23 protein-coding genes and 1 tRNA gene are annotated in these 20,246 nt (G+C 56.0%); 13 read left to right on the top strand and 11 right to left on the bottom strand.

What is annotated here, in order from left to right:
* Positions 1-57: 57 nt before the first annotated feature.
* Entirely contained in the window at positions 58-1,449 is a 1,392-nt protein-coding gene (regB, locus tag BUA39_RS08175) for a sensor histidine kinase RegB (protein WP_072792558.1), read from the bottom strand.
* Positions 1,450-1,612: 163 nt separating this feature from the next.
* Between regB and BUA39_RS08180 the strand changes: the two genes are divergently transcribed.
* Both BUA39_RS08180 and BUA39_RS08185 read left to right on the top strand, forming a co-directional pair.
* Entirely contained in the window at positions 1,613-2,230 is a 618-nt protein-coding gene (locus BUA39_RS08180; protein ID WP_072792559.1) for an SCO family protein, read from the top strand.
* A gap of 80 nt (positions 2,231-2,310) precedes the next feature.
* Complete coding sequence (locus BUA39_RS08185) at positions 2,311-2,865, top strand: ActR/PrrA/RegA family redox response regulator transcription factor (RefSeq protein WP_072792560.1); 555 nt, start codon at positions 2,311-2,313, stop codon at positions 2,863-2,865.
* A gap of 79 nt (positions 2,866-2,944) precedes the next feature.
* Here BUA39_RS08185 and BUA39_RS08190 read toward each other — a convergent pair whose 3' ends face one another.
* Positions 2,945-3,430, bottom strand: a complete 486-nt coding sequence (locus tag BUA39_RS08190; protein ID WP_072792561.1) for a GNAT family N-acetyltransferase — start codon at positions 3,428-3,430, stop codon at positions 2,945-2,947.
* Entirely contained in the window at positions 3,427-3,993 is a 567-nt protein-coding gene (locus BUA39_RS08195) for an HD domain-containing protein (RefSeq protein WP_423219933.1), read from the bottom strand. Before BUA39_RS08195 ends, BUA39_RS08190 begins: the two co-directional genes overlap by 4 nt.
* A 415-nt stretch (positions 3,994-4,408) precedes the next feature.
* Here BUA39_RS08195 and BUA39_RS08200 point away from each other — a divergent pair, with 415 nt between their 5' ends.
* The 6 genes from BUA39_RS08200 (at position 4,409) to BUA39_RS08225 (ending at position 8,770) form a co-directional block, all read left to right on the top strand.
* The gene (locus tag BUA39_RS08200) at positions 4,409-4,723 is read left to right on the top strand and encodes a hypothetical protein (protein ID WP_072792781.1); all 315 of its coding nucleotides are present in this window, start codon (positions 4,409-4,411) and stop codon (positions 4,721-4,723) included.
* Between the two features lie 93 nt (positions 4,724-4,816).
* Complete coding sequence (gene ahcY / locus BUA39_RS08205) at positions 4,817-6,205, top strand: adenosylhomocysteinase (RefSeq protein ID WP_072792565.1); 1,389 nt, start codon at positions 4,817-4,819, stop codon at positions 6,203-6,205.
* Between the two features lie 87 nt (positions 6,206-6,292).
* Complete coding sequence (locus tag BUA39_RS08210; RefSeq protein ID WP_072792782.1) at positions 6,293-6,949, top strand: extensin-like domain-containing protein; 657 nt, start codon at positions 6,293-6,295, stop codon at positions 6,947-6,949.
* A gap of 180 nt (positions 6,950-7,129) precedes the next feature.
* Positions 7,130-7,711: a PRC-barrel domain-containing protein gene (locus BUA39_RS08215; protein ID WP_072792567.1), complete on the top strand. Its 582-nt coding sequence runs from the start codon at positions 7,130-7,132 to the stop codon at positions 7,709-7,711.
* A gap of 187 nt (positions 7,712-7,898) precedes the next feature.
* Entirely contained in the window at positions 7,899-8,240 is a 342-nt protein-coding gene (locus tag BUA39_RS08220; protein ID WP_072792569.1) for a DUF2853 family protein, read from the top strand.
* A gap of 137 nt (positions 8,241-8,377) precedes the next feature.
* Positions 8,378-8,770 (top strand): rhodanese-like domain-containing protein, encoded by a 393-nt coding sequence (locus BUA39_RS08225; RefSeq protein WP_072792571.1) that lies wholly within the window; start codon positions 8,378-8,380, stop codon positions 8,768-8,770.
* Between the two features lie 39 nt (positions 8,771-8,809).
* Here BUA39_RS08225 and BUA39_RS08230 read toward each other — a convergent pair whose 3' ends face one another.
* The 5 genes from BUA39_RS08230 to tsaD are packed head-to-tail and all read right to left on the bottom strand — an operon-like array spanning position 8,810 to position 12,011.
* A complete protein-coding gene (locus tag BUA39_RS08230; protein WP_072792573.1) occupies positions 8,810-9,205 on the bottom strand; it encodes a DUF1761 domain-containing protein in 396 nt (131 codons plus the stop codon).
* A 58-nt stretch (positions 9,206-9,263) separates the two neighbouring features.
* Complete coding sequence (locus BUA39_RS08235) at positions 9,264-9,683, bottom strand: EVE domain-containing protein (protein ID WP_072792574.1); 420 nt, start codon at positions 9,681-9,683, stop codon at positions 9,264-9,266.
* On the bottom strand, positions 9,683-9,955 hold the full coding sequence (locus BUA39_RS08240) for a YciI family protein (protein ID WP_072792576.1): 273 nt from the start codon (positions 9,953-9,955) through the stop codon (positions 9,683-9,685). The genes BUA39_RS08235 and BUA39_RS08240 overlap by 1 nt, the downstream gene beginning before the upstream one ends.
* Positions 9,956-9,957: 2 nt before the next feature.
* Positions 9,958-10,917, bottom strand: a complete 960-nt coding sequence (locus BUA39_RS08245) for an NAD(P)H-dependent glycerol-3-phosphate dehydrogenase (protein WP_072792578.1) — start codon at positions 10,915-10,917, stop codon at positions 9,958-9,960.
* A complete protein-coding gene (gene tsaD, locus BUA39_RS08250) occupies positions 10,914-12,011 on the bottom strand; it encodes a tRNA (adenosine(37)-N6)-threonylcarbamoyltransferase complex transferase subunit TsaD (protein ID WP_072792783.1) in 1,098 nt (365 codons plus the stop codon). Before tsaD ends, BUA39_RS08245 begins: the two co-directional genes overlap by 4 nt.
* Positions 12,012-12,078: 67 nt before the next feature.
* On the opposite strand from tsaD, the gene BUA39_RS08255 reads away from it, so the two are divergent.
* From BUA39_RS08255 to BUA39_RS08270, 4 genes are all read left to right on the top strand, one after another.
* Positions 12,079-12,786 (top strand): uroporphyrinogen-III synthase, encoded by a 708-nt coding sequence (locus tag BUA39_RS08255; RefSeq protein WP_072792580.1) that lies wholly within the window; start codon positions 12,079-12,081, stop codon positions 12,784-12,786.
* A gap of 75 nt (positions 12,787-12,861) precedes the next feature.
* On the top strand, positions 12,862-14,184 hold the full coding sequence (locus BUA39_RS08260; protein ID WP_131814581.1) for a hypothetical protein: 1,323 nt from the start codon (positions 12,862-12,864) through the stop codon (positions 14,182-14,184).
* 10 nt (positions 14,185-14,194) lie between these two features.
* Positions 14,195-15,676 (top strand): heme biosynthesis protein HemY, encoded by a 1,482-nt coding sequence (locus BUA39_RS08265; RefSeq protein ID WP_072792584.1) that lies wholly within the window; start codon positions 14,195-14,197, stop codon positions 15,674-15,676.
* A gap of 214 nt (positions 15,677-15,890) precedes the next feature.
* A tRNA-Thr gene (locus tag BUA39_RS08270) sits at positions 15,891-15,966 on the top strand.
* An 11-nt stretch (positions 15,967-15,977) separates the two neighbouring features.
* On the opposite strand, the gene BUA39_RS08275 is transcribed toward BUA39_RS08270, so the two are convergent.
* Positions 15,978-16,190 carry a helix-turn-helix domain-containing protein gene (locus tag BUA39_RS08275; RefSeq protein ID WP_072792585.1) on the bottom strand — a complete coding sequence of 71 codons (213 nt, stop codon included), beginning with the start codon at positions 16,188-16,190 and terminating at the stop codon, positions 15,978-15,980.
* Between the two features lie 76 nt (positions 16,191-16,266).
* On the opposite strand from BUA39_RS08275, the gene BUA39_RS08280 reads away from it, so the two are divergent.
* Positions 16,267-17,376, top strand: coding sequence for a hypothetical protein (locus BUA39_RS08280; RefSeq protein ID WP_131814582.1), 1,110 nt, complete (start codon positions 16,267-16,269; stop codon positions 17,374-17,376).
* A 290-nt stretch (positions 17,377-17,666) separates the two neighbouring features.
* On the opposite strand, the gene BUA39_RS08285 is transcribed toward BUA39_RS08280, so the two are convergent.
* The gene (locus BUA39_RS08285; RefSeq protein WP_072792589.1) at positions 17,667-19,964 is read right to left on the bottom strand and encodes a VapE domain-containing protein; all 2,298 of its coding nucleotides are present in this window, start codon (positions 19,962-19,964) and stop codon (positions 17,667-17,669) included.
* Positions 19,954-20,175, bottom strand: a complete 222-nt coding sequence (locus BUA39_RS08290) for a helix-turn-helix transcriptional regulator (protein ID WP_131814583.1) — start codon at positions 20,173-20,175, stop codon at positions 19,954-19,956. Before BUA39_RS08290 ends, BUA39_RS08285 begins: the two co-directional genes overlap by 11 nt.
* Positions 20,176-20,246: the final 71 nt, after the last annotated feature.

Raw genomic sequence — 20,246 nt, forward strand, 5'->3', positions numbered from 1 at the left:
GCCTGCAAGGCCGAAGCACATGGGCTGTGGAATTTCCTTCCTTGTGGCGCGTAACGCCTATGGCAGGAACCTCGGGTTTTGGGCGGTCGGTTCAGCTTGCTCTGCGTGCTCCATCCTCTCGCGCGGCCAAGACACCGTGACGACAGCGCCTTTACGGCTTTCCTTTTGTTCTTCCACCGAAAAAACGTCATAGCCATTGGCAAACCGCAGGTTTGCACCGGTCCGTTCCAGCAATGTTTTGGCGATGAACAGGCCCAAACCCATGCCTTCATATCCGGGGCGCTGCTTGCCCTCGCGGTCGTTGCGACGCCTGCTGACAAATGGGTGCCCGATTCGGCCAATCAAGTGGGCGGGATAGCCGCGCCCATCGTCCATGATCCGCACGGTGACTTTGTCTTCGGTCCAATCGCTTTCGATCCAGACGTTTTCTTGCGCGAAATCCACTGCGTTCTGGATCAGGTTGCGCAGGCCGTGGATGATTTCTGGGTGGCGGATCACGATGGGTACGTCGCCTTCGGAGGTCTGGGTGATCCGGTCAAAGAATTGCAGCGTCTTGCCCCGGTTCACATGCGGCTCTGCCGCTTCTTCGATCAGCGTTAAAAGCGGCGCGCGGCGCAGTTGCAGGTCATTTTTCCCTGCCCGCCCCATCGATCGCAGAATATCCCGGCACCGATCAGCCTGCGCGCGGATCAGCGCGGCGTCTTCGTGCAGCTCTGGCTGATCCTGCAACTCCTCCATCAGTTCCGCGCTGGTCAGTTTGATGGTCGCAAGCGGCGTACCCAACTCATGCGCCGCCGCTGCGACAACACCGCCAAGATCGGTCAGCTTTTGTTCCCGGGCCAGCGCCATTTGCGTGGCGGCGAGGGCTTCGGCCATGGACGCCATTTCGGACACAACGCGGCGCGAGTAGATGGAGGAAAAGACAATGGCAATCGTGATGCCCGCAAGATTGCCATAGAGGAAGATGCTGGGGATCTTGAGGATGAAGCCTTCTTGTGTGCGCAGGGGCAAGTGGAACTCGACCATCAGGACCACCAGCAAGATCGCGACGGTCGCAAGCGTGAAGGTCGAGCGCACTGTCAGCGTGGCGGCAGAGATGGTGACCGGGCCGACGATGAGGATCGAGAAAGGGTTGTTTAGCCCACCGGTCAGAAACAGCAGAAAACACAGTTGCAGGATATCAAACAGCAACATGCCCGCATTTTCGGATTCCGACAGCAGGCGGTTTTCTGGAAAGATAAAGGCGGCTGTGAGGTTGGCGAGGACCGAAATGCCGACGGCCGCATAGCAAAGCGCGTAGTTCAATTCGAGCCGGAAATACTGATCCGCCACAATCAGCGCGACGACCTGCCCGACGATGGCAATCCAGCGCACCATGGTGATCGTGCGCAGACGAATCCAATTGCTGCGGCCCTTGCCGGAAATCAGATCATAGGCGGGTTCTGTCATCGCGCGGTCCCATCGTCGTTTGCTTATTGTTAGGGGCTTGCAGAGGCGATGACAAACGCCTGCGGTAGTTTGGCGCGGAAAAGCATTCGTGAGCTTGGGCGATATTGCCGGGCACAGGCACAGCCATTAGGTAGCGGTGCATGGAAAGCGAAGGGGAAATCGGATGATCCGCACGATAGCAGCTGCGTCCACCGTAGGCATGATCGCCTTGATGGGGGGCATCTGGTACGCCAGCGAAAAGCAAAGCGATGACCCATTTGCGCAGTGCCGCGAAAGCACCGTTGCTGGCGGGGCAGGGGCGATTGGCGGACCGTTTGAATTGGTGCGCGAAGATGGGGTGACAGTGACCGATGCAGAGGTCATCACCGAACCGACATTGCTTTATTTCGGCTATACTTTCTGCCCAGATGTTTGCCCGATGGATGCTGCGCGCAATGCCGAAGCGGTGGAAATATTGGAAGAGCAGGGGATCATCACAACGCCTGCCATGATTTCGATCGACCCAGAGCGCGACACGCCGGAGGTTCTGGCAGAATACACCGACTACCTGCATCCGCGCATGATTGGGCTGACGGGGTCGGCACAGCAAGTCCAGGCAGCGTCGCGTGCCTACAAAACCTACTACAAGAAACAACCCGCTGAGGATGAATTCTATCTGGTAGATCATTCGACCTTCACTTACCTCGTGCTGCCCGAAACAGGTTTTGTGGAATATTTCCGGCGTGAAGTCACGCCAGAGAAAATGGCCGAAACGGTCGCTTGTTATGTCGAGCATTCGTAACTGACGCACCGTGTCGTTTGACGAAGGTCAGTGCGCGGGCTAAAACCTATTGAAATCAGGACAGTCTGCAAAGGACGCGCATGTCTGAAATCAAGCTGAAAGACATCGGACCCGACAAGTCGCTTTTGTTGGTCGATGACGACGAACCCTTCCTGAAACGCTTGGCGAAAGCCATGGAAAAACGCGGTTTCGACGTTGAAACCGCCGGCTCTGTGGTTGCTGGTTCTGCCATCGCAACCGCCCGCCCACCGGCCTATGCGGTTGTCGATTTGCGGCTAGAGGATGGCAACGGCTTGGATGTCGTTGAGATCCTGCAAAACAAGCGCGAGGACTGCCGGGTTGTTGTTCTGACAGGCTACGGCGCGATTGCCACAGCGGTGGCAGCGGTCAAGATCGGGGCGACCGACTACCTGTCTAAACCCGCGGACGCACAGGATATTGTGAACGCTTTGCTGTCTGCAGAGGGTGAACTGCCACCGCCACCTGAAAACCCAATGTCGGCAGACCGGGTGCGGTGGGAACATATTCAGCGCGTCTATGAACTCTGTGATCGCAACGTGTCAGAAACCGCGCGGCGGTTGAACATGCATCGGCGGACGTTGCAGAGGATTCTGGCAAAGCGCAGCCCGCGCTAAATCAGGTTTGGAGCGCTCTGGCGAGCGCTGCCTACGGCGTTAGTATTTTCGCAAAGAAGAAGCAAGCGGAGCGTCGGCGCTAAAGTCTGTAGCGCTTGACGATTTTGTCGACGATGGTGCCATCGTCCAATTTCTGACTGCGCAGACGCTGAACATCTTCAAAGCCACGGCTCTGATAGTAGGTGAGGCCGCTGTCATTGTCGGCGCGAATGATCGCATGAATATATGTGTAGCCAAGATCGATGGCGGCCTTGCGCGTTACATCAAACAGCTTGGAGCCAATGCCGAGCCCGGTGGCGCCAACTTTGGTGAATGTTGCGATGCTCATGCTGTTTTTGTCTAGGTCAGGGTTTCGTTCGAGCCATTGAAATCCGACAATCTCTCCGGCGTCTGTTTCGGCAACGTGCCAGACTGTGCCCGGCTCTTTGACTTTCGCCTTCATCATCTCGGTTGAAAACGGCGTCACGTAGGCTGTGGTTCCGCCGATCTTGATGACGTCATTCAGCAGGTCGGCCATCCCACGGCAATCTAATGCCCCCGCTGGGCGCACCGTGATGTTTTTCATTTCAATTCTTTCAAAAGCGCATTGTGCCGGGCGGTGAAATCATTGCGCACCTCAACCGGAGGACGCAGCGTGATTTCCAGCCCGTCAATCAACTCTGGCTTCGGTTTGCCGAAAAACTTTGCCGCTTCTGTTTCAGAGAATCCCGCAATCTGCGTCGCCTCCATATAGGCGCTGACCTTATCGGCGCGTTTGATTTGCGATTTGATGGTTTTGGGCAGGGCGGCAGGCAGGCCAAAACGGATGTGTATGGCCGCCATCAACCGGTCATCCAATTCGCCATAGTCCGGCCCGACCGCGGCCTTCACCGGCGAGATCATATCGCCAATCACATATTCCGGCGCATCGTGCAGTAATGCAGCGAGCCGCCATTTGATGGGGGCTTTCGGGTACATGCGTGAAAAGAGTGCCTCGACCAGCAGCGAATGTTCGGCCACCGAATAGGGATAGTCGCCATAGGTCTGGCCGTTCCAGCGCGCCACGAAGGCAAGGCCATGCGCGATGTCCTCAATTTCAATATCCATCGGGGTCGGATCAAGAAGATCGAGCCGTCGACCAGACAGCATTCTTTGCCACGCACGCGCCATATCTGAGGGTCTGCCTTACAACTGTTTTGGCGAGTGTCGATCACAAGCAGGCAGGATTCAACGTCTTCCAGCACGAAACACGCAAAATTCTTGGCCCGAAAAAACGAGGGGGATGCCTTGCTCGACTTTGTTATTCACAGAGGGGGTTCTGTGATGTTTACACCTCATATTGGCAGTTTTGACCCAAAAAATCAACGATATGCCTTGATTTTGACCGATATGAAAACCATCCTTGTCTCATATCGAGATCACACCCGGCACTCATATCTGTGAAGCCACGTGTTTTGAAACGCCAAGTTTGGATCCCGATATTGGAAGCGAAAGGGGGGTGCGTAACCTCCTCCCGCGTGCCCTCCTCTCAAATCGTAACTTGAACGATGTGAAGGAGCCTATGATGTTCAAACGACTCTTAGCTGCCGGACTATTGTTCGGCATGGCGGCAACAGCCCCGCCCGCCCACGCCAGCAACTGTGCTTTGCGATCCATTGTGGTGGACAAGCTAGAAAGCAAATATTCCGAAACGCTGACTGCAGGCGGACTGCAGGGCGAAGACAATGCACAGACCATGGTTGAGGTCTGGGCCTCTGAGAAAACCGGTACATTCACCGTGATCCTCACAACGCCGCAAGGCATCTCATGCGTGGTCGCGACAGGCACGGATTTCTTTAAACGTGAAGCCGTCGCCGCCGTTGACGGTGTCGAAAGCTAAACGAGACACGGTCTTGTTGTGGACCTGCCATTGTCGGATAGGCCTCTCAGTGCTATCTGACCCCCAAATTCATGTGGCAAGGAGCACGGCGAGATGCCGACAGACTACATCGTAAAAGATATTTCTCTGGCTGAATTTGGCCGGAAAGAACTCGACATTGCGGAAACCGAAATGCCGGGCCTGATGGCGCTGCGCGCTGAATATGGTGAGAGCAAGCCCCTAGCAGGTGCGCGGATCGTTGGATCTCTGCACATGACCATCCAGACAGCGGTATTGATTGAAACCCTCGTCGCGCTGGGCGCAGATGTGCGCTGGGCGTCGTGCAATATCTTCTCAACCCAAGACCACGCGGCGGCGGCGATTGCCAAGGCGGGCGTGCCGGTTTTTGCGATCAAAGGCCAAACGCTTGAAGAGCATTGGGATTATCTGGATAAATCCTTCCTCTTCCCGGAAGGCCCGAACATGATCCTGGATGATGGGGGTGACGCCACGCTTTACATCCTTTTGGGTGCGCGCGCCGAAGCAGGCGAAGACATCATTCCGGTGCCATCTTCTGAAGAAGAAGAGGTCATCAAAGCCCAGATCAAGAAACGCATGGAAGCCAGCCCCGGCTGGTTCACCAAGATGCGCGACCAGATCAAAGGGGTGTCCGAGGAAACCACCACCGGCGTGAACCGTCTGTATCAGCTGGTGAAAGAAGGCCATCTGCCTTTCCCGGCGATCAACGTGAACGACTCTGTCACGAAGTCGAAGTTCGACAATAAATACGGCTGTAAGGAATCGCTGGTCGATGGCATTCGCCGTGCGACCGACACCATGATGGCGGGCAAAGTGGCTGTTGTCTGTGGCTACGGCGACGTGGGTAAAGGTTCTGCGGCCTCTCTGCGCGGCGCGGGTGCCCGTGTGAAAGTCACCGAAGTTGACCCAATTTGTGCGCTTCAGGCGGCGATGGACGGCTTTGAGGTCACGCTTTTGGAAGACGAAGCGTCAACAGCGGACATCTTTATCACCACAACCGGCAACAAAGACGTCATCCGCATCGAACATATGCGGGCGATGAAAGACATGGCGATTGTCGGCAACATCGGTCACTTCGACAATGAAATCCAAGTGGCGAACCTAAAGAACCACAAGTGGACCAACATCAAGGAGCAGGTGGACATGATCGAGATGCCGTCGGGCAATCGTATCATTCTGCTGTCCGAAGGCCGCTTGCTGAACCTTGGCAATGCGACGGGGCACCCGTCTTTCGTGATGTCGGCCTCTTTCACCAACCAAGTTCTGGCGCAAATCGAATTGTGGACGAAGGGCGAGACCTACAAGAACGACGTCTACATCCTGCCCAAACATCTGGATGAAAAGGTTGCGCGCCTGCACCTAGACCGTATTGGCGTGAAGCTGACGAAGCTCGATAAAGATCAAGCGGATTATATCGGTGTGACGCCGGAAGGCCCGTTTAAACCAGAGCACTACCGGTACTAACGTCGGATGCGCATGAAAGCTGGTCACCGCTCCATTTTGCTTGGGGTGGTCCAGTTTGTTTTCAATGTCTGCATCTACGGGCTTATTATGGTCGGGATGATCGCGCATCCGGCTTCGGGCTTGCCGCCAGAATGGCGCCCGAATGCACCATTGCGCGTGTCTCAACCGGTGACGCCTTTAACCGACTTTCGACTTCGGAAGACCGTTCGCGACGCGGAGCTATGTCGCTCCGCTCTTCTTGCGCATAAGGTAGAGGCGCGCGCACTGCCGCCGCTATTGGCCACTGACACTTGCGGCATCGCCAATCGCGTGTCGTTGTCGCGCCTTGGATTGGCCAGCCTCGCGCCTGTTGATACAAGCTGCGCGACCGCGCTTCGGCTTGCGATGTGGGAAGCGCACAGCCTGCAGCCCAATGCCCAAAGCCTTTTCGGGCAAGATGTCGTGCGCATCGCACATATCGGTTCTTATGCCTGTCGCGCCATCCGCTCTGACCGCGGCTCTGGGACCCGTCCCAGCAGTCATTCACGCGCCGCAGCAATAGATATTTCGGGTTTTACTCTGGCGGACGGGCAAATCCTTGACCTTAAGCGTGATTGGAATGAGAGCGGCCCGAAAGGTACCTATCTACGCAAGGTGCATCGCGAGGCATGCCGTTGGTTTGGTTTGGTGCTCGGCCCAGACTATAATCGCCTCCACGCTGACCATTTTCACCTACAAAACACCGGCTGGCCGATTTGTAGATAGCGGATTTTTGCCGGAGCCCGATGCGGAGGCCTAGCCCTTCGGAACATTTTGCGCGGACGAAGCGTTTAACTAGATTGCCAAGCTAACCCATTATTATAGATAAATAATTTTTCATATTTTTGGAACCAAAGAGGGAGTTTTCGTGTTTGTCCCCCATGCAACATCGAATTGGAGGATGCTATGACATTTAAGAAAACACTGCTCACCACCGCTGCCTTTGTGACTCTGACTGGCGCTGCGACTGCCGGCACAGAACTGAGCACCGATGCAGACGTAAAAAGCGATGTTTCCATCGAGATGAATGACACCGGTATGTCAACAGACACGATGGCTGCCAGCGATGCAGAAATCACCACAGACGGTGAAACTGACATGACGACTGGCGGTGCCAAACTCAAGATTGGCGACACAAAAATGGCAGAAGCCGACGCGAAGGCCGATGCCGAAGCGGACGCAGCCATTGATGCGTTTGCTGGCATGAAGGTCGCAGATATTCTGGGTATGAACGTGGAAACCCAAGACGGTGAGATCGTCGGCGAAATCGACTACGTTGTGAAAGATGGCGACGGCTACTCTGCCGTGATCGGTATCGGCGGTTTCCTGGGCTTGGGTGAATATACCGTTTCCCTGCCGCTTGAAAAATTTGAGGTCGAAGACACCCACCTGTTGCTGAATTCGGAAACCGAGGCAGAGCTTAAGGCAATGCCAGAAGTAGACGAAAGCGAGCTGGAAGGGCTGGATGGCGATTACGTGATCAGCTAACGGCCTCCACTTTGGAATATCACCGAAGACTGCCCCGCTCTGGTTTCGGCCAGAGCGGGGCTACCGTTTTGAAACCGAATTTTGGCATGCAGCCAAGTGCCAGAAAGTTTTCCTTTGAGAATTCGTTGCCAGATCATAGAGTTTTGCGGGGGAAATCCCCAAATTTTTTGTGACTGGGAGAGTGATTATGGGAAAACGCGACGATCTGATCGCACAATATGCGGATGACCTGCGCAACAAATGTGGCATTGAGCCTGACATGGACCTGCTGACCAAAGTGACCATCGGCTGTGGTCCGGCGATTTATGATGCGGATGCCTCGACGGTGGCCGCCACTCAGGAAAGTGAGTTGGAAACCGTCAAAAACAATTTTCTCATCAAAAAGCTGGCCCTTTCAGACAGTCCTGCGCTGATGGAAGCGATCCATTCCGTGATCGAGACCTACGGCAAGTCCGAGCGCAATAAATACCGCGCGGTGGTCTATTACATGCTGACCAAACATTTCGGCAAAGAGTCGATCTACGGTTAAGATATATCGCCCACTCCGCCTTCGTACACGGAGTGGGCGCGAGCGCTTCGGCGTCGCGCTGCAATACTTTTTCCCCAAAATTTGTTAGACTAGCTCATAGAGCGCGCACCAGCGTCCTTTGCACATGGAGGCGGGACATGAAGTTATTGCATCTCATGATATTTGTGATCGCCATTGTGGCGGCGCCCACCGCGTTCGCTGAGAGCCACAGAACCATCATCGATGCACAACAGGCGAAAGACCTACATGACCGGGGTGTGTTATTTGCAGATGTTCGCTCTAAGCTTGCTTTCGATCAGAGCCACATCCCCGGCGCAAAGAGTTTTGATGTGCGTAAAGCAGATTTTATTGAACGGTTCTCATCCGAAGTCGGCCTTGAGGACGAGGTTGTGATCTATTGTAGGGGCGTAACATGTGATCGCTCGGCAGAGGCGATCCTCCTGTTGCATCCCCTCGGCTATCACAGACTGTACTATCTGAAAGTGGGTTTGCCGGGCTGGATCGAAGCGGGTTATCCCGTCGAACAGTAGGTATCAAATCCAGTCCGACAAATACGTGTCATTTCTAGCTTAGAACAGTGTTAGAACAATCCCGATGACCGCGCATCCGATAGTCGCGTAGCCGCCATCAATCAGGATCAGGTTCCGCGGCTTGCCTGCGAATGTGTAGTTGGTGGTGATCCAAGGCGTGGCTAGAAAAAGGCCAACGCCAAGACCCGCAACAAGACCTTTGCCAACGCCATCAATTCCCGCAAGGCTAAAGACGTGGCGCATCATACCCGCCACGATCACAAGGCTAACAAACGAAATGATATAGGGCGTTTTGTCAGCGGAGTTTGCCGGGCGTCCGTCTTCGCCGACTTCGATATCGGCAGCAGCCATCCAGGGCCCCGACAATGTCATGTACCATACGGCACCGAATGCAAAGGCTGCGATGGCAGCCACTATTACGTTGATGAATTCCATGTCCCTCTCCATGTCCCTAGCTGGATGAGGGCAGAATGCGCAAAAAATTTGCGTCTGGCTAGAGGGTTACACCCCCAAGGCCGAGGATCACCTGCCATTCGGATTCAGCGACCGGTTGAACCGACAGGCGCGAGTTTTTCACCAGCACCATGTCGGACAGCCGTTCGTCCGCCTTGATCTGATCCAGCGTGACCGGATTGGGCACATCAGCAACCGCCTTGATGTCAACGCATTCCCAGCGCTCGTCGTCGGTCGAGGAGTCGGGGTGCGCCTCGGCGATGACCTCAACGATGCCAACCACGGATTTTTCTTTCTGAGAATGGTAGAATAACCCGCGGTCGCCCAGTTTCATCTCGCGCATGAAATTGCGCGCTTGGTAGTTGCGCACGCCGTCCCATTCCTCTCCGTCATCGCCTTTGTCGATCTGGTTTTGCCAGCTCCAGGTGGAAGGTTCGGATTTGAACAGCCAGTAGCGCATCAGCCGATTACCTTGTTCCAGGCGATGATCTCCACGCTTTCAAACAGATCGGCCTTTTTGTAGGGATCATTGGCGGCCCAAGCCTGCGCATCGGCGATGTCGTCAAATTCCAGAATGATCAGTGAGCCACACATATTGCCATCGGCATCCAGAAAAGGCCCTGCCATTTCGACGGCATCGGTAGATTTCAAATAGGCGACATGGGCGTCGCGGTTGGCTTTGCGAACCTCAAGCGCGCCGGGTTTGTCTTTGGCAATCAGGGCAAAACGCATTTCTATTCCTCTTTTGGGGGGCGTGCGAGCAATTGGGCCATAGCCTCTCGTACATCAAGTTTACGGTCAAGCAGGGCAACCACCATACGGGTGATCGGCATGTCGATTTTCATAGCGTCAGCGCGGTTTAGGGTAGCGCGCGCGGTGGCGGCACCTTCGACGGTGACGGAAGGATCAAAGTCCTGCCCGCCGCCAAGCGCGAAGCCAAAGCTGTAGTTGCGCGACTGCGTAGAGGTGCAGGTCAGGATCAGGTCGCCAAAGCCCGACAGCCCCGCCAATGTGTCAGACCGCGCACCTAGCGCGAGCGCCATGCGGTTCATTTCGGCAAAGCCGCGGGTGATCAAGGACGCACGCGCGCTTTCGCCAAGACCCGCCCCCATGGCGGCGCCACAGGCAATGGCCATCACGTTTTTTAACGCGCCGCCCAGTTCGGCTCCGACTGGATCGGAGCTTCGGTAAATGCGCAAATTCGGGGCCATCAATTGGTTTTGCAGGTCGCGCAGCCTGTCTGCGTCGGCGCAAGCCAGTGTTAGGGCGGTCGGCAAGCCTTTGGCGATGTCGGCAGCAAAACTTGGCCCTGTCAGGATCGCGGCGGTTGCGGCAGGGGCGACCTCTTGGATCAACTCAATCGGGCCTTTGCCGCTGGTCAATTCGATTCCTTTGCAGCAAGCCACCAGCGTGCGGTTGTGCAGGCTAGGATTGGCCACCAGCACACTGCGCAGTTGCTGCATTGGCACAGCAAGGAGGACGGTGTCATCCGTGATAGCAGAAAGCTCAGAGGTGACGGTGACATTGTAGGGCAGCGTGGCACCGGGCAAGCGTTGTGCATTTTCACGGGTGCGCTGCATTTCTTCTGCGGCGTCATTGTCGCGCGACCAAAGCGTCACGTCGCGGCCGGCATTTGCTATTGAAATCGCCAGCGAGGTGCCAAATGCGCCGGACCCGAGGATGCTGATGCTCATGCCTTTGCCCCTTTTTTGCCACCACCCAACAGCGCCGGGGCTGTTTTGTCCAGTGGCCAGCGCGGTCTGGCGGCAAGGCGCATGTCATCGCGATGCCCACCGCGGAATCGTTCCAGCCCGGCAAAGGCGATCATGGCGGCATTGTCGGTGCAAAGGGCAAGCGGCGGGGCGGTGAAACCCACGCCCATTTGGGCACAAACAGTCTCTAATGCAGCCCGAATGGTCTGATTTGCCGCCACGCCGCCAGCGACCGCCAGAAGCGGTTCTGCCGGGGCATCTTCAAGATAAGCAGCAATCGTGCGGGCTGTTTTTTTGGCGAGCACATCGGCGACGGCGGCTTGGAATGAGGCACAAAGGTCGTTGCGGTCTTGTTCGGTCAGCCCGCCTTGATCGGTGACCAAGGCATCACGCGCGCGCAGCAGGGCGGTTTTCAGACCCGAAAAACTAAGGTCACAGCCGGGGCGATCCAGCAAGGGGCGCGGGAAGGCAAAGCGGGCAGAGTCGCCATCCTTTGCGGCTTGCTCGACCGAGGGGCCGCCGGGTTGGGGCAGCCCCAAAAGCCGCGCAGTTTTGTCAAAGGCCTCGCCGGGCGCGTCATCAATTGTGCCGCCAAGGCGCGTGAAATCGTCGGGTCCGCGGGCAATCAGGAATTGGCAGTGGCCGCCGCTGACCAAAAGCATCAAATAGGGAAATGCGACTTGATCGGTCAGGCGCGGCGTGAGGGCGTGGCCCGCCAAATGGTTTACACCGACAAGGGGGATGTTCAGACCCGCAGCAAGGCCTTTGGCGCACATAACGCCGGACATGACGCCGCCGATCAGGCCCGGTCCAGCAGTGACTGCAATCGCGTCGAGATCCCGTAGGGCAACACCACTGGCAGCCAGCGCCTCTTCGACGCAGATGTCCAGCTTCTCGGCGTGCGCGCGGGCGGCGATTTCTGGAACGACGCCGCCAAAGGCCGCATGCAGATCGTTCTGGCCATGCACGACCGAGGCAAGAATTTCGGCGGGCCCGCCGTCAGGCTGACGCAGAATCGCGGCGGCTGTGTCGTCACAGCTGCTTTCCAACCCAAGAATGATCAGTTCCTTGCCCATGCGCAGATCACAGCCCACCATTGCACCTTTTGCCTTCGGCAGGTAACACCGGAAGGCGCTGTAAACAATGGGTCTGCCCGTGCCAAAGCCAACCGCATCGATCCTGCTGACGCGCCCTGAGGCGCAATCAAGATCGTTTGCCCAGCAGTTGCAGGCACATGGCTTCACCGGAGACATCCAGATTTCGCCACTGTTCGCGATCAAACCGACCGGGGCGGCAGTTTCTTTGAACGCCACGGATCAGGTGATATTCACCAGCCGAAACGCAATCGAGTTTGTCCCAGCGACACACGCAGCCGCGTGGTGTGTGGGTGAAAAAACCGCAGAGCAAGCGAAGCGGGCAGGGTGGTCAGCGATTTCTGCGAATGGGGATGTGGATGCGTTGGCAGCGAAGATTGTCGCGGCAAACCCCACTTGCCGTTTGGTGCATGTGCGGGGGCGCCACAGTCGAGGAGACTTGGTGGCGCGGCTCAATACGGCGGGTCTTACCGCAATTGACGTTGTTGTCTATGAACAGGTCGCACAGTCGCTGAGCGATGCGGCGCTGGCTGTGTTGAACCAGACGGACCCAGTGATTGTACCGCTGTTTTCCCCAAGAACGGCGCGGCTTTTTGCGGATCAAGGCCCCTTCAGGGCTCCGATACACTGTGTCGCAATGAGTGACGCCGTCGCGCAAGAGGTGCGGGACCTACCTGTGCAAACACTGCGCATAGCGGCGGACCCGACGGCCAAGTCCATACGAAAAGGCGTTCTTTCGCTTGTCGATGCAGCATGACGCATTGTCGTCCGGTGTTTCGGCGCATAGATTTGAGATGAATATGAAAAAAACGGATTCGAAAGGGTGGTAATCGTGGCCAAGGCTGACAAATCCGACACGTCAAATGACAAGGACAAGGCCGTAGAGCCAAAGATTTCTGACGATGTCGTGGATGCAGAAATTGTCGAAGACACCCCCGTTGCGGCTGAGGCTGAAACTGCCGAGGACGTGACTGCTGAAGAAACGTCGCCTGAAACAGCCGAGGATTCCGTGGAAGCTGAGCAGGCCGAAGACACCGCTGCGGACGCAGAAACCTCCGATGTCAGCGACGCAGATGATGCCCCTGTCACCGAAGACAGCGTGTCTGCGCCGGAGGAAGTGGATAGCGCCGATGAGAGTGCGGAGCCTGACGCTACGCCAGCTGCACCTCCGCCAGCGCCAAAGAACGCGCCAGAGAAAAAGACTGGATTTGTCCCTGTTGCTCTTGGCGGTGTCGTCGCCGCTGCGCTGGGGTTCGGCGTGGCGCAGTATGTCGGCCCGATGGGGGCTGGCGACAACGAAGCGCTGATAAACCTTCAGTCGTCACTGACCGCGCAATCAGAACAGATCGCAACGTTGCAAAGCCAGCTGCAGGAAAGCCAGTCGACGCTCGAAGATGTCTTTGCCGCCAATGACACGCTGTCCGTGCAACTCGAAGGGCTGACCGGCTCTGTCGCGGCTGTAAATGGCCGCATCGATGACGCAAGCGGGGCACTGGCAAAGTTGGATGGCCGGATTGCCGTTCTTGAAAAGAACCCAATCACGCAAAGCCTGCCGTCGGCGGCCATCGAAGCCTATGAACGTGAAGTCGAAGAGTTGAAGGCGGCGGTTGCTGAACAACGCGCCGAAGCGGCCTCGATGGAAGAAAACGCTAAGCTGACGGCGCAGCAAGCCTTGGCGCGGGCCGCACTTTCGCGTGTCTTCTCGGCGCTTGAATCAGGCGCGCCTTATCGCGCGGCGCTCACAGATTTTTCTGCGGCAACTGGAACCACCGGCCCGGCGGCACTAGAAGGCTATGCGGATACGGGCGTCCCGTCCTTGGCTGCGTTGCAAAGCACGTTCCCAGACGCTGCGCGCAAGGCGCTGGCAGCAGCACGCGGCGGGTCAGAGCCTGACAGCAACAAGGTTATGTCGTTCCTGAAAACCCAATTGGGCGCGCGCTCTGTAACGCCGCAAGAAGGCGATGACGCTGACGCGGTGCTCAGCCGTGCCGAGGCTGCGTTGCGTGCCGGTCGGATTGGCGACAGTCTTGCGGAACTTGACGCACTGTCTGAAGCCGCCAAAGACGCGATGAGCGACTGGATCGCCGAAGCGGAAGCCCGGCAAGCGGCCCTAGTCGCGGGCGAATCTCTGTCCCAAGAACTGAACACAAACTAAAGGTCTGCTGATGCTCTGGTCCCTCACAAAAATCGTCATTTTTGTCGCCGCCATCGCAGGGCTGACCCTCGGTGCGGAATATCTTCTGGAAAGCGAAGGCGGGGTGATGATCACCGTCGCCGGTGTCGAGTACACGCTGACCCCGTTCATGTCCGCTGTTGCGCTTGTCGTTCTGGTGATTGTGCTGTGGCTGCTGCTGAAATTGGCCTCGCTGACAGTAGCGTTTCTTAAGTTCCTGAACGGCGATGAAACCGCGCTGTCGCGGTATTTCAATCGCAACCGCGAACGCAAAGGCTACAAGGCCCTGACCGAAGGCATGATGGCGCTAGCGTCTGGAGAGGCGCGCGTCGCCATGGAGAGGGCGCGTAAAGCAGAGCGTCTGTTGCGCAAGCCCGAACTGACCAACCTGATCACCGCACAGGCGGCAGAGATTTCCGGGGACCGCCGCAAAGCCGAAGAGGTCTACAAGCGCCTGTTGGCCGATGACACGACCCGGTTTGTCGGCGTGCGTGGGTTGATGAAGCAAAAGCTGGAAGAGGGCAAAACCGATGTCGCCCTTAAGCTGGCGGAAACGGCCTTTGCCTTGAAGCCCAAACATGTGGAAACGCAGGACACATTGCTGAAACTTCAAGCCGGTGAAAAGGATTGGTCCGGCGCGCGTGAGACGCTGAAAACCAAGTTGAAACACGGCGGACTTCCGCGCGATGTGCATCGCCGCCGCGATGCTGTGCTGGCGCTGTCAGAGGCGAAAGATCTGATTGGTCAGGATTCCACAATTGAAATGCGCGAGGCCGCGATTGAGGCCAATCGACTGTCCCCTGATCTGATCCCGGCAGCCGTGATGGCCGCCAAAGGCTACCTGAGTGAGGGCAAGAAGAAACACGCCGCGCGTATTCTAAAAAAATCGTGGGAGGCGCAACCCCATCCCGATCTGGCCGCAGCCTTTGCCGCAATTGAACCTGCGGAATCTCCAACAGAGCGGATCAAGCGTTTCACAGCCCTGGTGAAAACCACACCCGACCATACAGAGACAAAGATGTTGCTGGCAGAACTGCACATCGCGGCAGAGGACTTCCCTGGCGCGCGCCGCGCCTTGGATGATCTGGCAGAGACCGCTCCAACGGCGCGCAGCCTAACCATTATGGCGGCGATTGCCCGTGGAGAAGGCGCTGAGGATGCTGTGATTAAGGGCTGGCTGGCCAAGGCGCTAACCGCGCCGCGTGGCCCGCAGTGGGTCTGTGACAGTTGCCACAATATCCACTCTGAATGGGTGCCGGTCTGTGAAAACTGCCAGAGCTTTGACACGCTCAGCTGGAAAACGCCGCCCGCCTCTGAATCCGTCAGTTCGACCGGGGTTGAGATGCTGCCGCTGATCGTCGGCCAGCTGACAACTGAAAACGTGGCAGACGCTGCAAGTGATGACGAACCCGACGCAGAACCCGCGCCTGACCCGACGGTCGCGGCGACCGCTGAGGCCGCACCAACCACCTAAATTTGCGGCCCCAATTCAATGAATTGGGGCTTCCCCATTTCTCAGCAGAGTGATATTCACCCCGCCATCACCAGATCGCCTCAATAGCTCAGCTGGTAGAGCAGGTCCTTCGTAAGTAGCGGGTCCGTCCGCAATTGACGTTTGAGACCAGAGGGTTAGAGAAGCCGCACAGTAATTAGTAGGGCCATAGTAGGGCCGCAGAAAGAAATAGTTTGCCGCATTAGCTCAGCTGGTAGAGCAATCGCTTCGTAAGCGATGGGTCGGGGGTTCAAGTCCCTCATGCGGCACCACTCTTTCCAAACTATTCTTCTAACTCCAATAGCTTAGATGGTTTAACGCCCAGCGCATCGGCCAGCTTTGCGATGATGAGGACCGTGGGGTTTCTTACTCCGCGCTCGACACCGCTGATATAGGTGCGGTGAAGGTCAGCCTCGAACGCAAGCTGCTCCTGAGAGAAGCCTTTGGCCTCCCGATGGTGCTTAACGTTTTTTCCTACGACCGCATTGATGTCCATGCGTGCATAGCGCGGATTTGCAGCCTATTGATCTACAGACTATGAGTCTCATTTTCGTTGTCACCAGATTCGGGATGTGCTGAACTTGACACCAAACGGATTGAAAGCAGGTGAAAATGTGATTTCACAGATTTTAAGATTCATAATTGCGTCAGTTGAAATCGGCGTAATGTTTGTTGTCTTGACGCTTGTTCTTATAGCGTCGAAATTTGCGGCGTATGTCGCAGCGCTAGCAATCTGCTTCCTTGGCCTTGTTGCAGCGGTTACTGGGCGGAGGGTTCCGAGATTACGCGGGCGCATCAAAGGCATTTCTGTTTTTATTGTTGCGGGAGTTTTTGCTTTCATAGCTTGGCAAGCTCATCATATCGAACAACGCGAAACTCGATGGGCGGAACTCAGGAAAACTGCTCCCGATACCTATTTGGAGGAACTACAAGCCATCGACCAAGATCGTTGGCTTGAAGAATTGAGTGAACTTCGGCCTGAACGCTATGCCGAGGAGACCGAACGGCGCGAAGCTGAACTGCAAGCCCAGCGTGAGGCCGAAGCCGCAGAAACTGCTCTCAGCGCCGATGCGGAGGTGGCCGTGCAAGTGGTAACTGAGGCCCCAGCTTCGGCGACAGCACAACGATTGATTGCAAGTTCAGATGACCTCGATGAAAATCGCGCGGTCTTTGGCCGTGTTGCGAACGAACTAGTTACAAACGGAACATGCACAGAAGCTGAATTTATCGCAAACGGCGGTTGGCTGCGTTCGACAACATTTGAGCCAAGGCCGGTCTATTTCATGTATTGTGGCGGCTCTACCGTGGCGGACCGTCTGTATTTGGATGCGGCTACAGGGAAGGTGTTCCGAGGAACCGATGGGCTGGAAATCTCTCGACCTGACGGGAATGGGTCAGAGCAGGCAGTCGAGCGTTTAGCCCAATGCGAAAATCATGAAGCAGAGGCCTACGTTATGATCAAGGCAGATGTGCGTCGGGTTTTGATTGCGCCTTCCACTGCAAGGTTTCCTTGGCGTTTCGACGCTGGGACCGGCCATCTGGGCGATTGCTTGTATCGTGTGAACGGGCATTTTGATGCCCAGAACGGCTTCGGTGCAATGCTGCGAAGTACATTTACCGGCACGATTCGATATTTCCCACAAAGCGGAAGCTGGCAGACCCAATCCCTTAGCATAAACTAGGCTGCGTTGGCGCAACCCAGTGCTAGCACCCTGTAACGGGCCGGAGAGGTCCGAAGGGCGGCGTATAGGCCGTGTTAGGCCCGCCCTTACTACAACCAGCTCAAAGCACCCAGTGGCCCTACGTAGCGCATAAAATTTTGTGGGCTCTTGTCTATCCCACCCATTTTGTAACTTGTAGCCGTAACTTAGTTTGAAAGGTGCAGAAAAGTACAGGCTGGGCACCGAAGCACCCCGCCCTATAGTACATGCCTGTTTGGGCTTTATGTTACGTTTCAGGTTGCGCAAGGTGCTTAAAACGGTGGTTCATCTCTTCTCTCCGTATCAAAAGGCACTATCACGACCAAGCCACTGTCCAAGCGTTGCGCGATGAACTCGGACTTTCGTTCATGCGCGTCGCCGCGCGCAAACCCCTTTCGTTGAGCCTTTTCTAGCCTACCGAGATCATGGAGACGATGGGTGCCGTAATCCCATCCCAACCCTGCCATGACTGACTTAATCCTCCGGGCATCCATTGGTGACATGCGGGCGGTGTCGACTCCGAGTAAAAGTTTGATACTGTCCATCGATACCCGACCTTTGGTGTTACCAAATGCATCCTCCAAAACATCTGCGATAGCATCCTCGACCATTCTTTGCCCCTGCACATTAGAAGCCGCAGCCCACAAATGCGGGGATAAGGTTATCGATTCGCCCTTTTCCTCACGCACGACCGCCTCTGCCCAGAGCTGATCGACATCAGAACTGAAACCCACCAGATCAATCTTGCAGACGTTTACTGGCCATATTCGACGATTGCCCGTTAGATCGCGCAAGTAAGCGATTTCGTTCGTTGTTCCCAAGATGATGCAATGACGGCGAAACTCCGAGGCAGTACGAGCATAGGCAGGGCGAAACATGTCGACGGCTGTGCTCAAAAACTTCTTCAAGCTCTGGCTTGTCGTCTTGTTCATGCCGTCCAGTTCTTGGCACTCCACAATCCACGAGCGGGTCATCATCTCCGCTTTAGTTTTGTCATCGCTCTTGAGATCCAGGCTGCCACAGAACCACTCTTCACGGATTGCAAGGCGCTGGGCGATTTGGGATTTGCCTGCCCCCTGCGCACCTTCGAGTACCAACATCGTATCGAATTTAACACCCGGTTGCTTGATACGGCGCACGCCCGCGATTAGAAGCTTGCTGCCGAATTCCGCGTTCAGCTCATTGTCTTCAGCGCCGCAATAATCGGCCAACCATTTGTCTATGCGTGGCTTGCCATCCCACACAAGGCCGTCAAGATAGTCCTCGACAGGATGGTACTTCTGCTCATGCGCGATAGCGAGTAACTCGCGCTTGATGTACGCGGGGGCTGCTATGAAATCCAAATCGCGCTGGAATGTGCTGGACAGAATTTCCACGATATCCGTTAGGTCACGTCCATCGAGGCCGTAGCCGCGAAACTCGTCGGTTTGCGTGAAAGTGTTGCGTTGGGCATCCACGCCCAAGACTGTCAGTGCATATCGGATGTTCTGTGGTGAATTGCGAATGGGTCGACCATCATCATCGCATAGCGGCCAACCGTCGTTGCGCAACTCAATGGTGGACATCGCACGAACCACTTGGCGATGAGCGTATATGATTGGATTAGGGCTTTCCAGAACATGAGCGCTAATCCCGACATCAGGTGACAAGATTATTGATAATACGTGCCCCGGCTGCATCCCATTGCCAAGCATCCATATCGTGGCCGCATAAACCAGTTCTGAGCGAGAAGCGTAGGTTTTTCCTTCGGGGTTGTTTCCATTCAGGATTGCTTCGATCCAAACGGGTTCCGGTGGTAGAATATCCGTTAGTTGATCAGGAAGCTCTAGTGGCTCAACTGCAATCGCAGTCGAACCTACTTCTGTGCCATTCGCGTTGGAATTGTTCACCCCCTTAGGTAGCTTCACCCGGAAGTCGCTTAATAAGTAGGTTGTGGGTGGCTTGGTTAGATTCATCGGCTCGAAGTGCCAAGCCAATGCGGGTTCACGGCCAGCGGCTCTTTTTTTGTCGTTGAGCCAGTTCATTGTCCAAGGCAAACGAAGCAATCGGTCGGCATTGTGCGTGCCGGGTCCGCCTTGTAAAATATGCAACAGTGTTTTGTTGAGTTCCTCTGCCTTAGCTATGCTTACGGGCTCTTCTAACTTCCACACGGCCTGACACCCAGCGCCTGTTTCCCAGATCGCCGATGGCAAGGGTACACCGACTGGGCGTTTGCTATCATCATGCAGAACACCCCAAACAAAATCTCTCTGTTCGGTTTCTGTGCCAGGGTAGTCTTTATAGTCCAGATCGACGTGCAAAAAGCGCACACAGGAAAGGTTTGTTTTCTTGCGTGTACCCTCCAAGTACTCGGCATTCGGCAAGAAATACATGTTGCGCTGGGTTTCGCCCGAGTTGCCAGACGCAACGAAGACCACGGCCTGCTCGTGCTCCGAAGGGCCGAACACTTTTGCCTTAGGAGCCGCCTTGCCTTTGTTCGCCATCGACTCAAGATACAGCGACGCCTCAGGGTTCAGCCAGCGTATGAACTCAATGGCGCGGGAGGGATTGGGTTTCAGGTTACCGGCCATCTGCGCCCCCTTTCGGCTCACACATCATATCGGACAACCAGCTTTCGACATCGGTGCGGCGGTAAAGGATTTTACCAACGCGACCGCCGGTTTTTGAACGAATGAAGCGCGGCCCATACCCGAGGATGCGGCCTTTTTCAAAGTAGCTGGTGCTGAACCCTGTGATCTCGGGAAGCTGCTTGGTGGTTAGAAGTTCTATTTGTTTGGACATAATGCCCTCCTTTGCCATCATTAGATGAGGAAGACATTGCGAGTATTTTGACTTAAATTCTTGCGAGCGAA

Origin of the sequence: Cognatishimia maritima (assembly GCF_900129685.1) — a bacterium.
Lineage (GTDB): Bacteria > Pseudomonadota > Alphaproteobacteria > Rhodobacterales > Rhodobacteraceae > Cognatishimia > Cognatishimia maritima.

Coding starts and splice junctions, on each gene's coding strand:
- regB (WP_072792558.1), bottom strand. CDS start 1,449: ATGACAGAACCCGCCTATGATCTGATTTCCGGCAAGGGCCGCAGCAAT.
- BUA39_RS08180 (WP_072792559.1), top strand. CDS start 1,613: ATGATCCGCACGATAGCAGCTGCGTCCACCGTAGGCATGATCGCCTTG.
- BUA39_RS08185 (WP_072792560.1), top strand. CDS start 2,311: ATGTCTGAAATCAAGCTGAAAGACATCGGACCCGACAAGTCGCTTTTG.
- BUA39_RS08190 (WP_072792561.1), bottom strand. CDS start 3,430: ATGAAAAACATCACGGTGCGCCCAGCGGGGGCATTAGATTGCCGTGGG.
- BUA39_RS08195 (WP_423219933.1), bottom strand. CDS start 3,993: ATGCTGTCTGGTCGACGGCTCGATCTTCTTGATCCGACCCCGATGGAT.
- BUA39_RS08200 (WP_072792781.1), top strand. CDS start 4,409: ATGTTCAAACGACTCTTAGCTGCCGGACTATTGTTCGGCATGGCGGCA.
- ahcY (WP_072792565.1), top strand. CDS start 4,817: ATGCCGACAGACTACATCGTAAAAGATATTTCTCTGGCTGAATTTGGC.
- BUA39_RS08210 (WP_072792782.1), top strand. CDS start 6,293: ATGGTCGGGATGATCGCGCATCCGGCTTCGGGCTTGCCGCCAGAATGG.
- BUA39_RS08215 (WP_072792567.1), top strand. CDS start 7,130: ATGACATTTAAGAAAACACTGCTCACCACCGCTGCCTTTGTGACTCTG.
- BUA39_RS08220 (WP_072792569.1), top strand. CDS start 7,899: ATGGGAAAACGCGACGATCTGATCGCACAATATGCGGATGACCTGCGC.
- BUA39_RS08225 (WP_072792571.1), top strand. CDS start 8,378: ATGAAGTTATTGCATCTCATGATATTTGTGATCGCCATTGTGGCGGCG.
- BUA39_RS08230 (WP_072792573.1), bottom strand. CDS start 9,205: ATGGAATTCATCAACGTAATAGTGGCTGCCATCGCAGCCTTTGCATTC.
- BUA39_RS08235 (WP_072792574.1), bottom strand. CDS start 9,683: ATGCGCTACTGGCTGTTCAAATCCGAACCTTCCACCTGGAGCTGGCAA.
- BUA39_RS08240 (WP_072792576.1), bottom strand. CDS start 9,955: ATGCGTTTTGCCCTGATTGCCAAAGACAAACCCGGCGCGCTTGAGGTT.
- BUA39_RS08245 (WP_072792578.1), bottom strand. CDS start 10,917: ATGAGCATCAGCATCCTCGGGTCCGGCGCATTTGGCACCTCGCTGGCG.
- tsaD (WP_072792783.1), bottom strand. CDS start 12,011: ATGGGCAAGGAACTGATCATTCTTGGGTTGGAAAGCAGCTGTGACGAC.
- BUA39_RS08255 (WP_072792580.1), top strand. CDS start 12,079: ATGGGTCTGCCCGTGCCAAAGCCAACCGCATCGATCCTGCTGACGCGC.
- BUA39_RS08265 (WP_072792584.1), top strand. CDS start 14,195: ATGCTCTGGTCCCTCACAAAAATCGTCATTTTTGTCGCCGCCATCGCA.
- BUA39_RS08275 (WP_072792585.1), bottom strand. CDS start 16,190: ATGGACATCAATGCGGTCGTAGGAAAAAACGTTAAGCACCATCGGGAG.
- BUA39_RS08285 (WP_072792589.1), bottom strand. CDS start 19,964: ATGGCCGGTAACCTGAAACCCAATCCCTCCCGCGCCATTGAGTTCATA.
- BUA39_RS08290 (WP_131814583.1), bottom strand. CDS start 20,175: ATGTCCAAACAAATAGAACTTCTAACCACCAAGCAGCTTCCCGAGATC.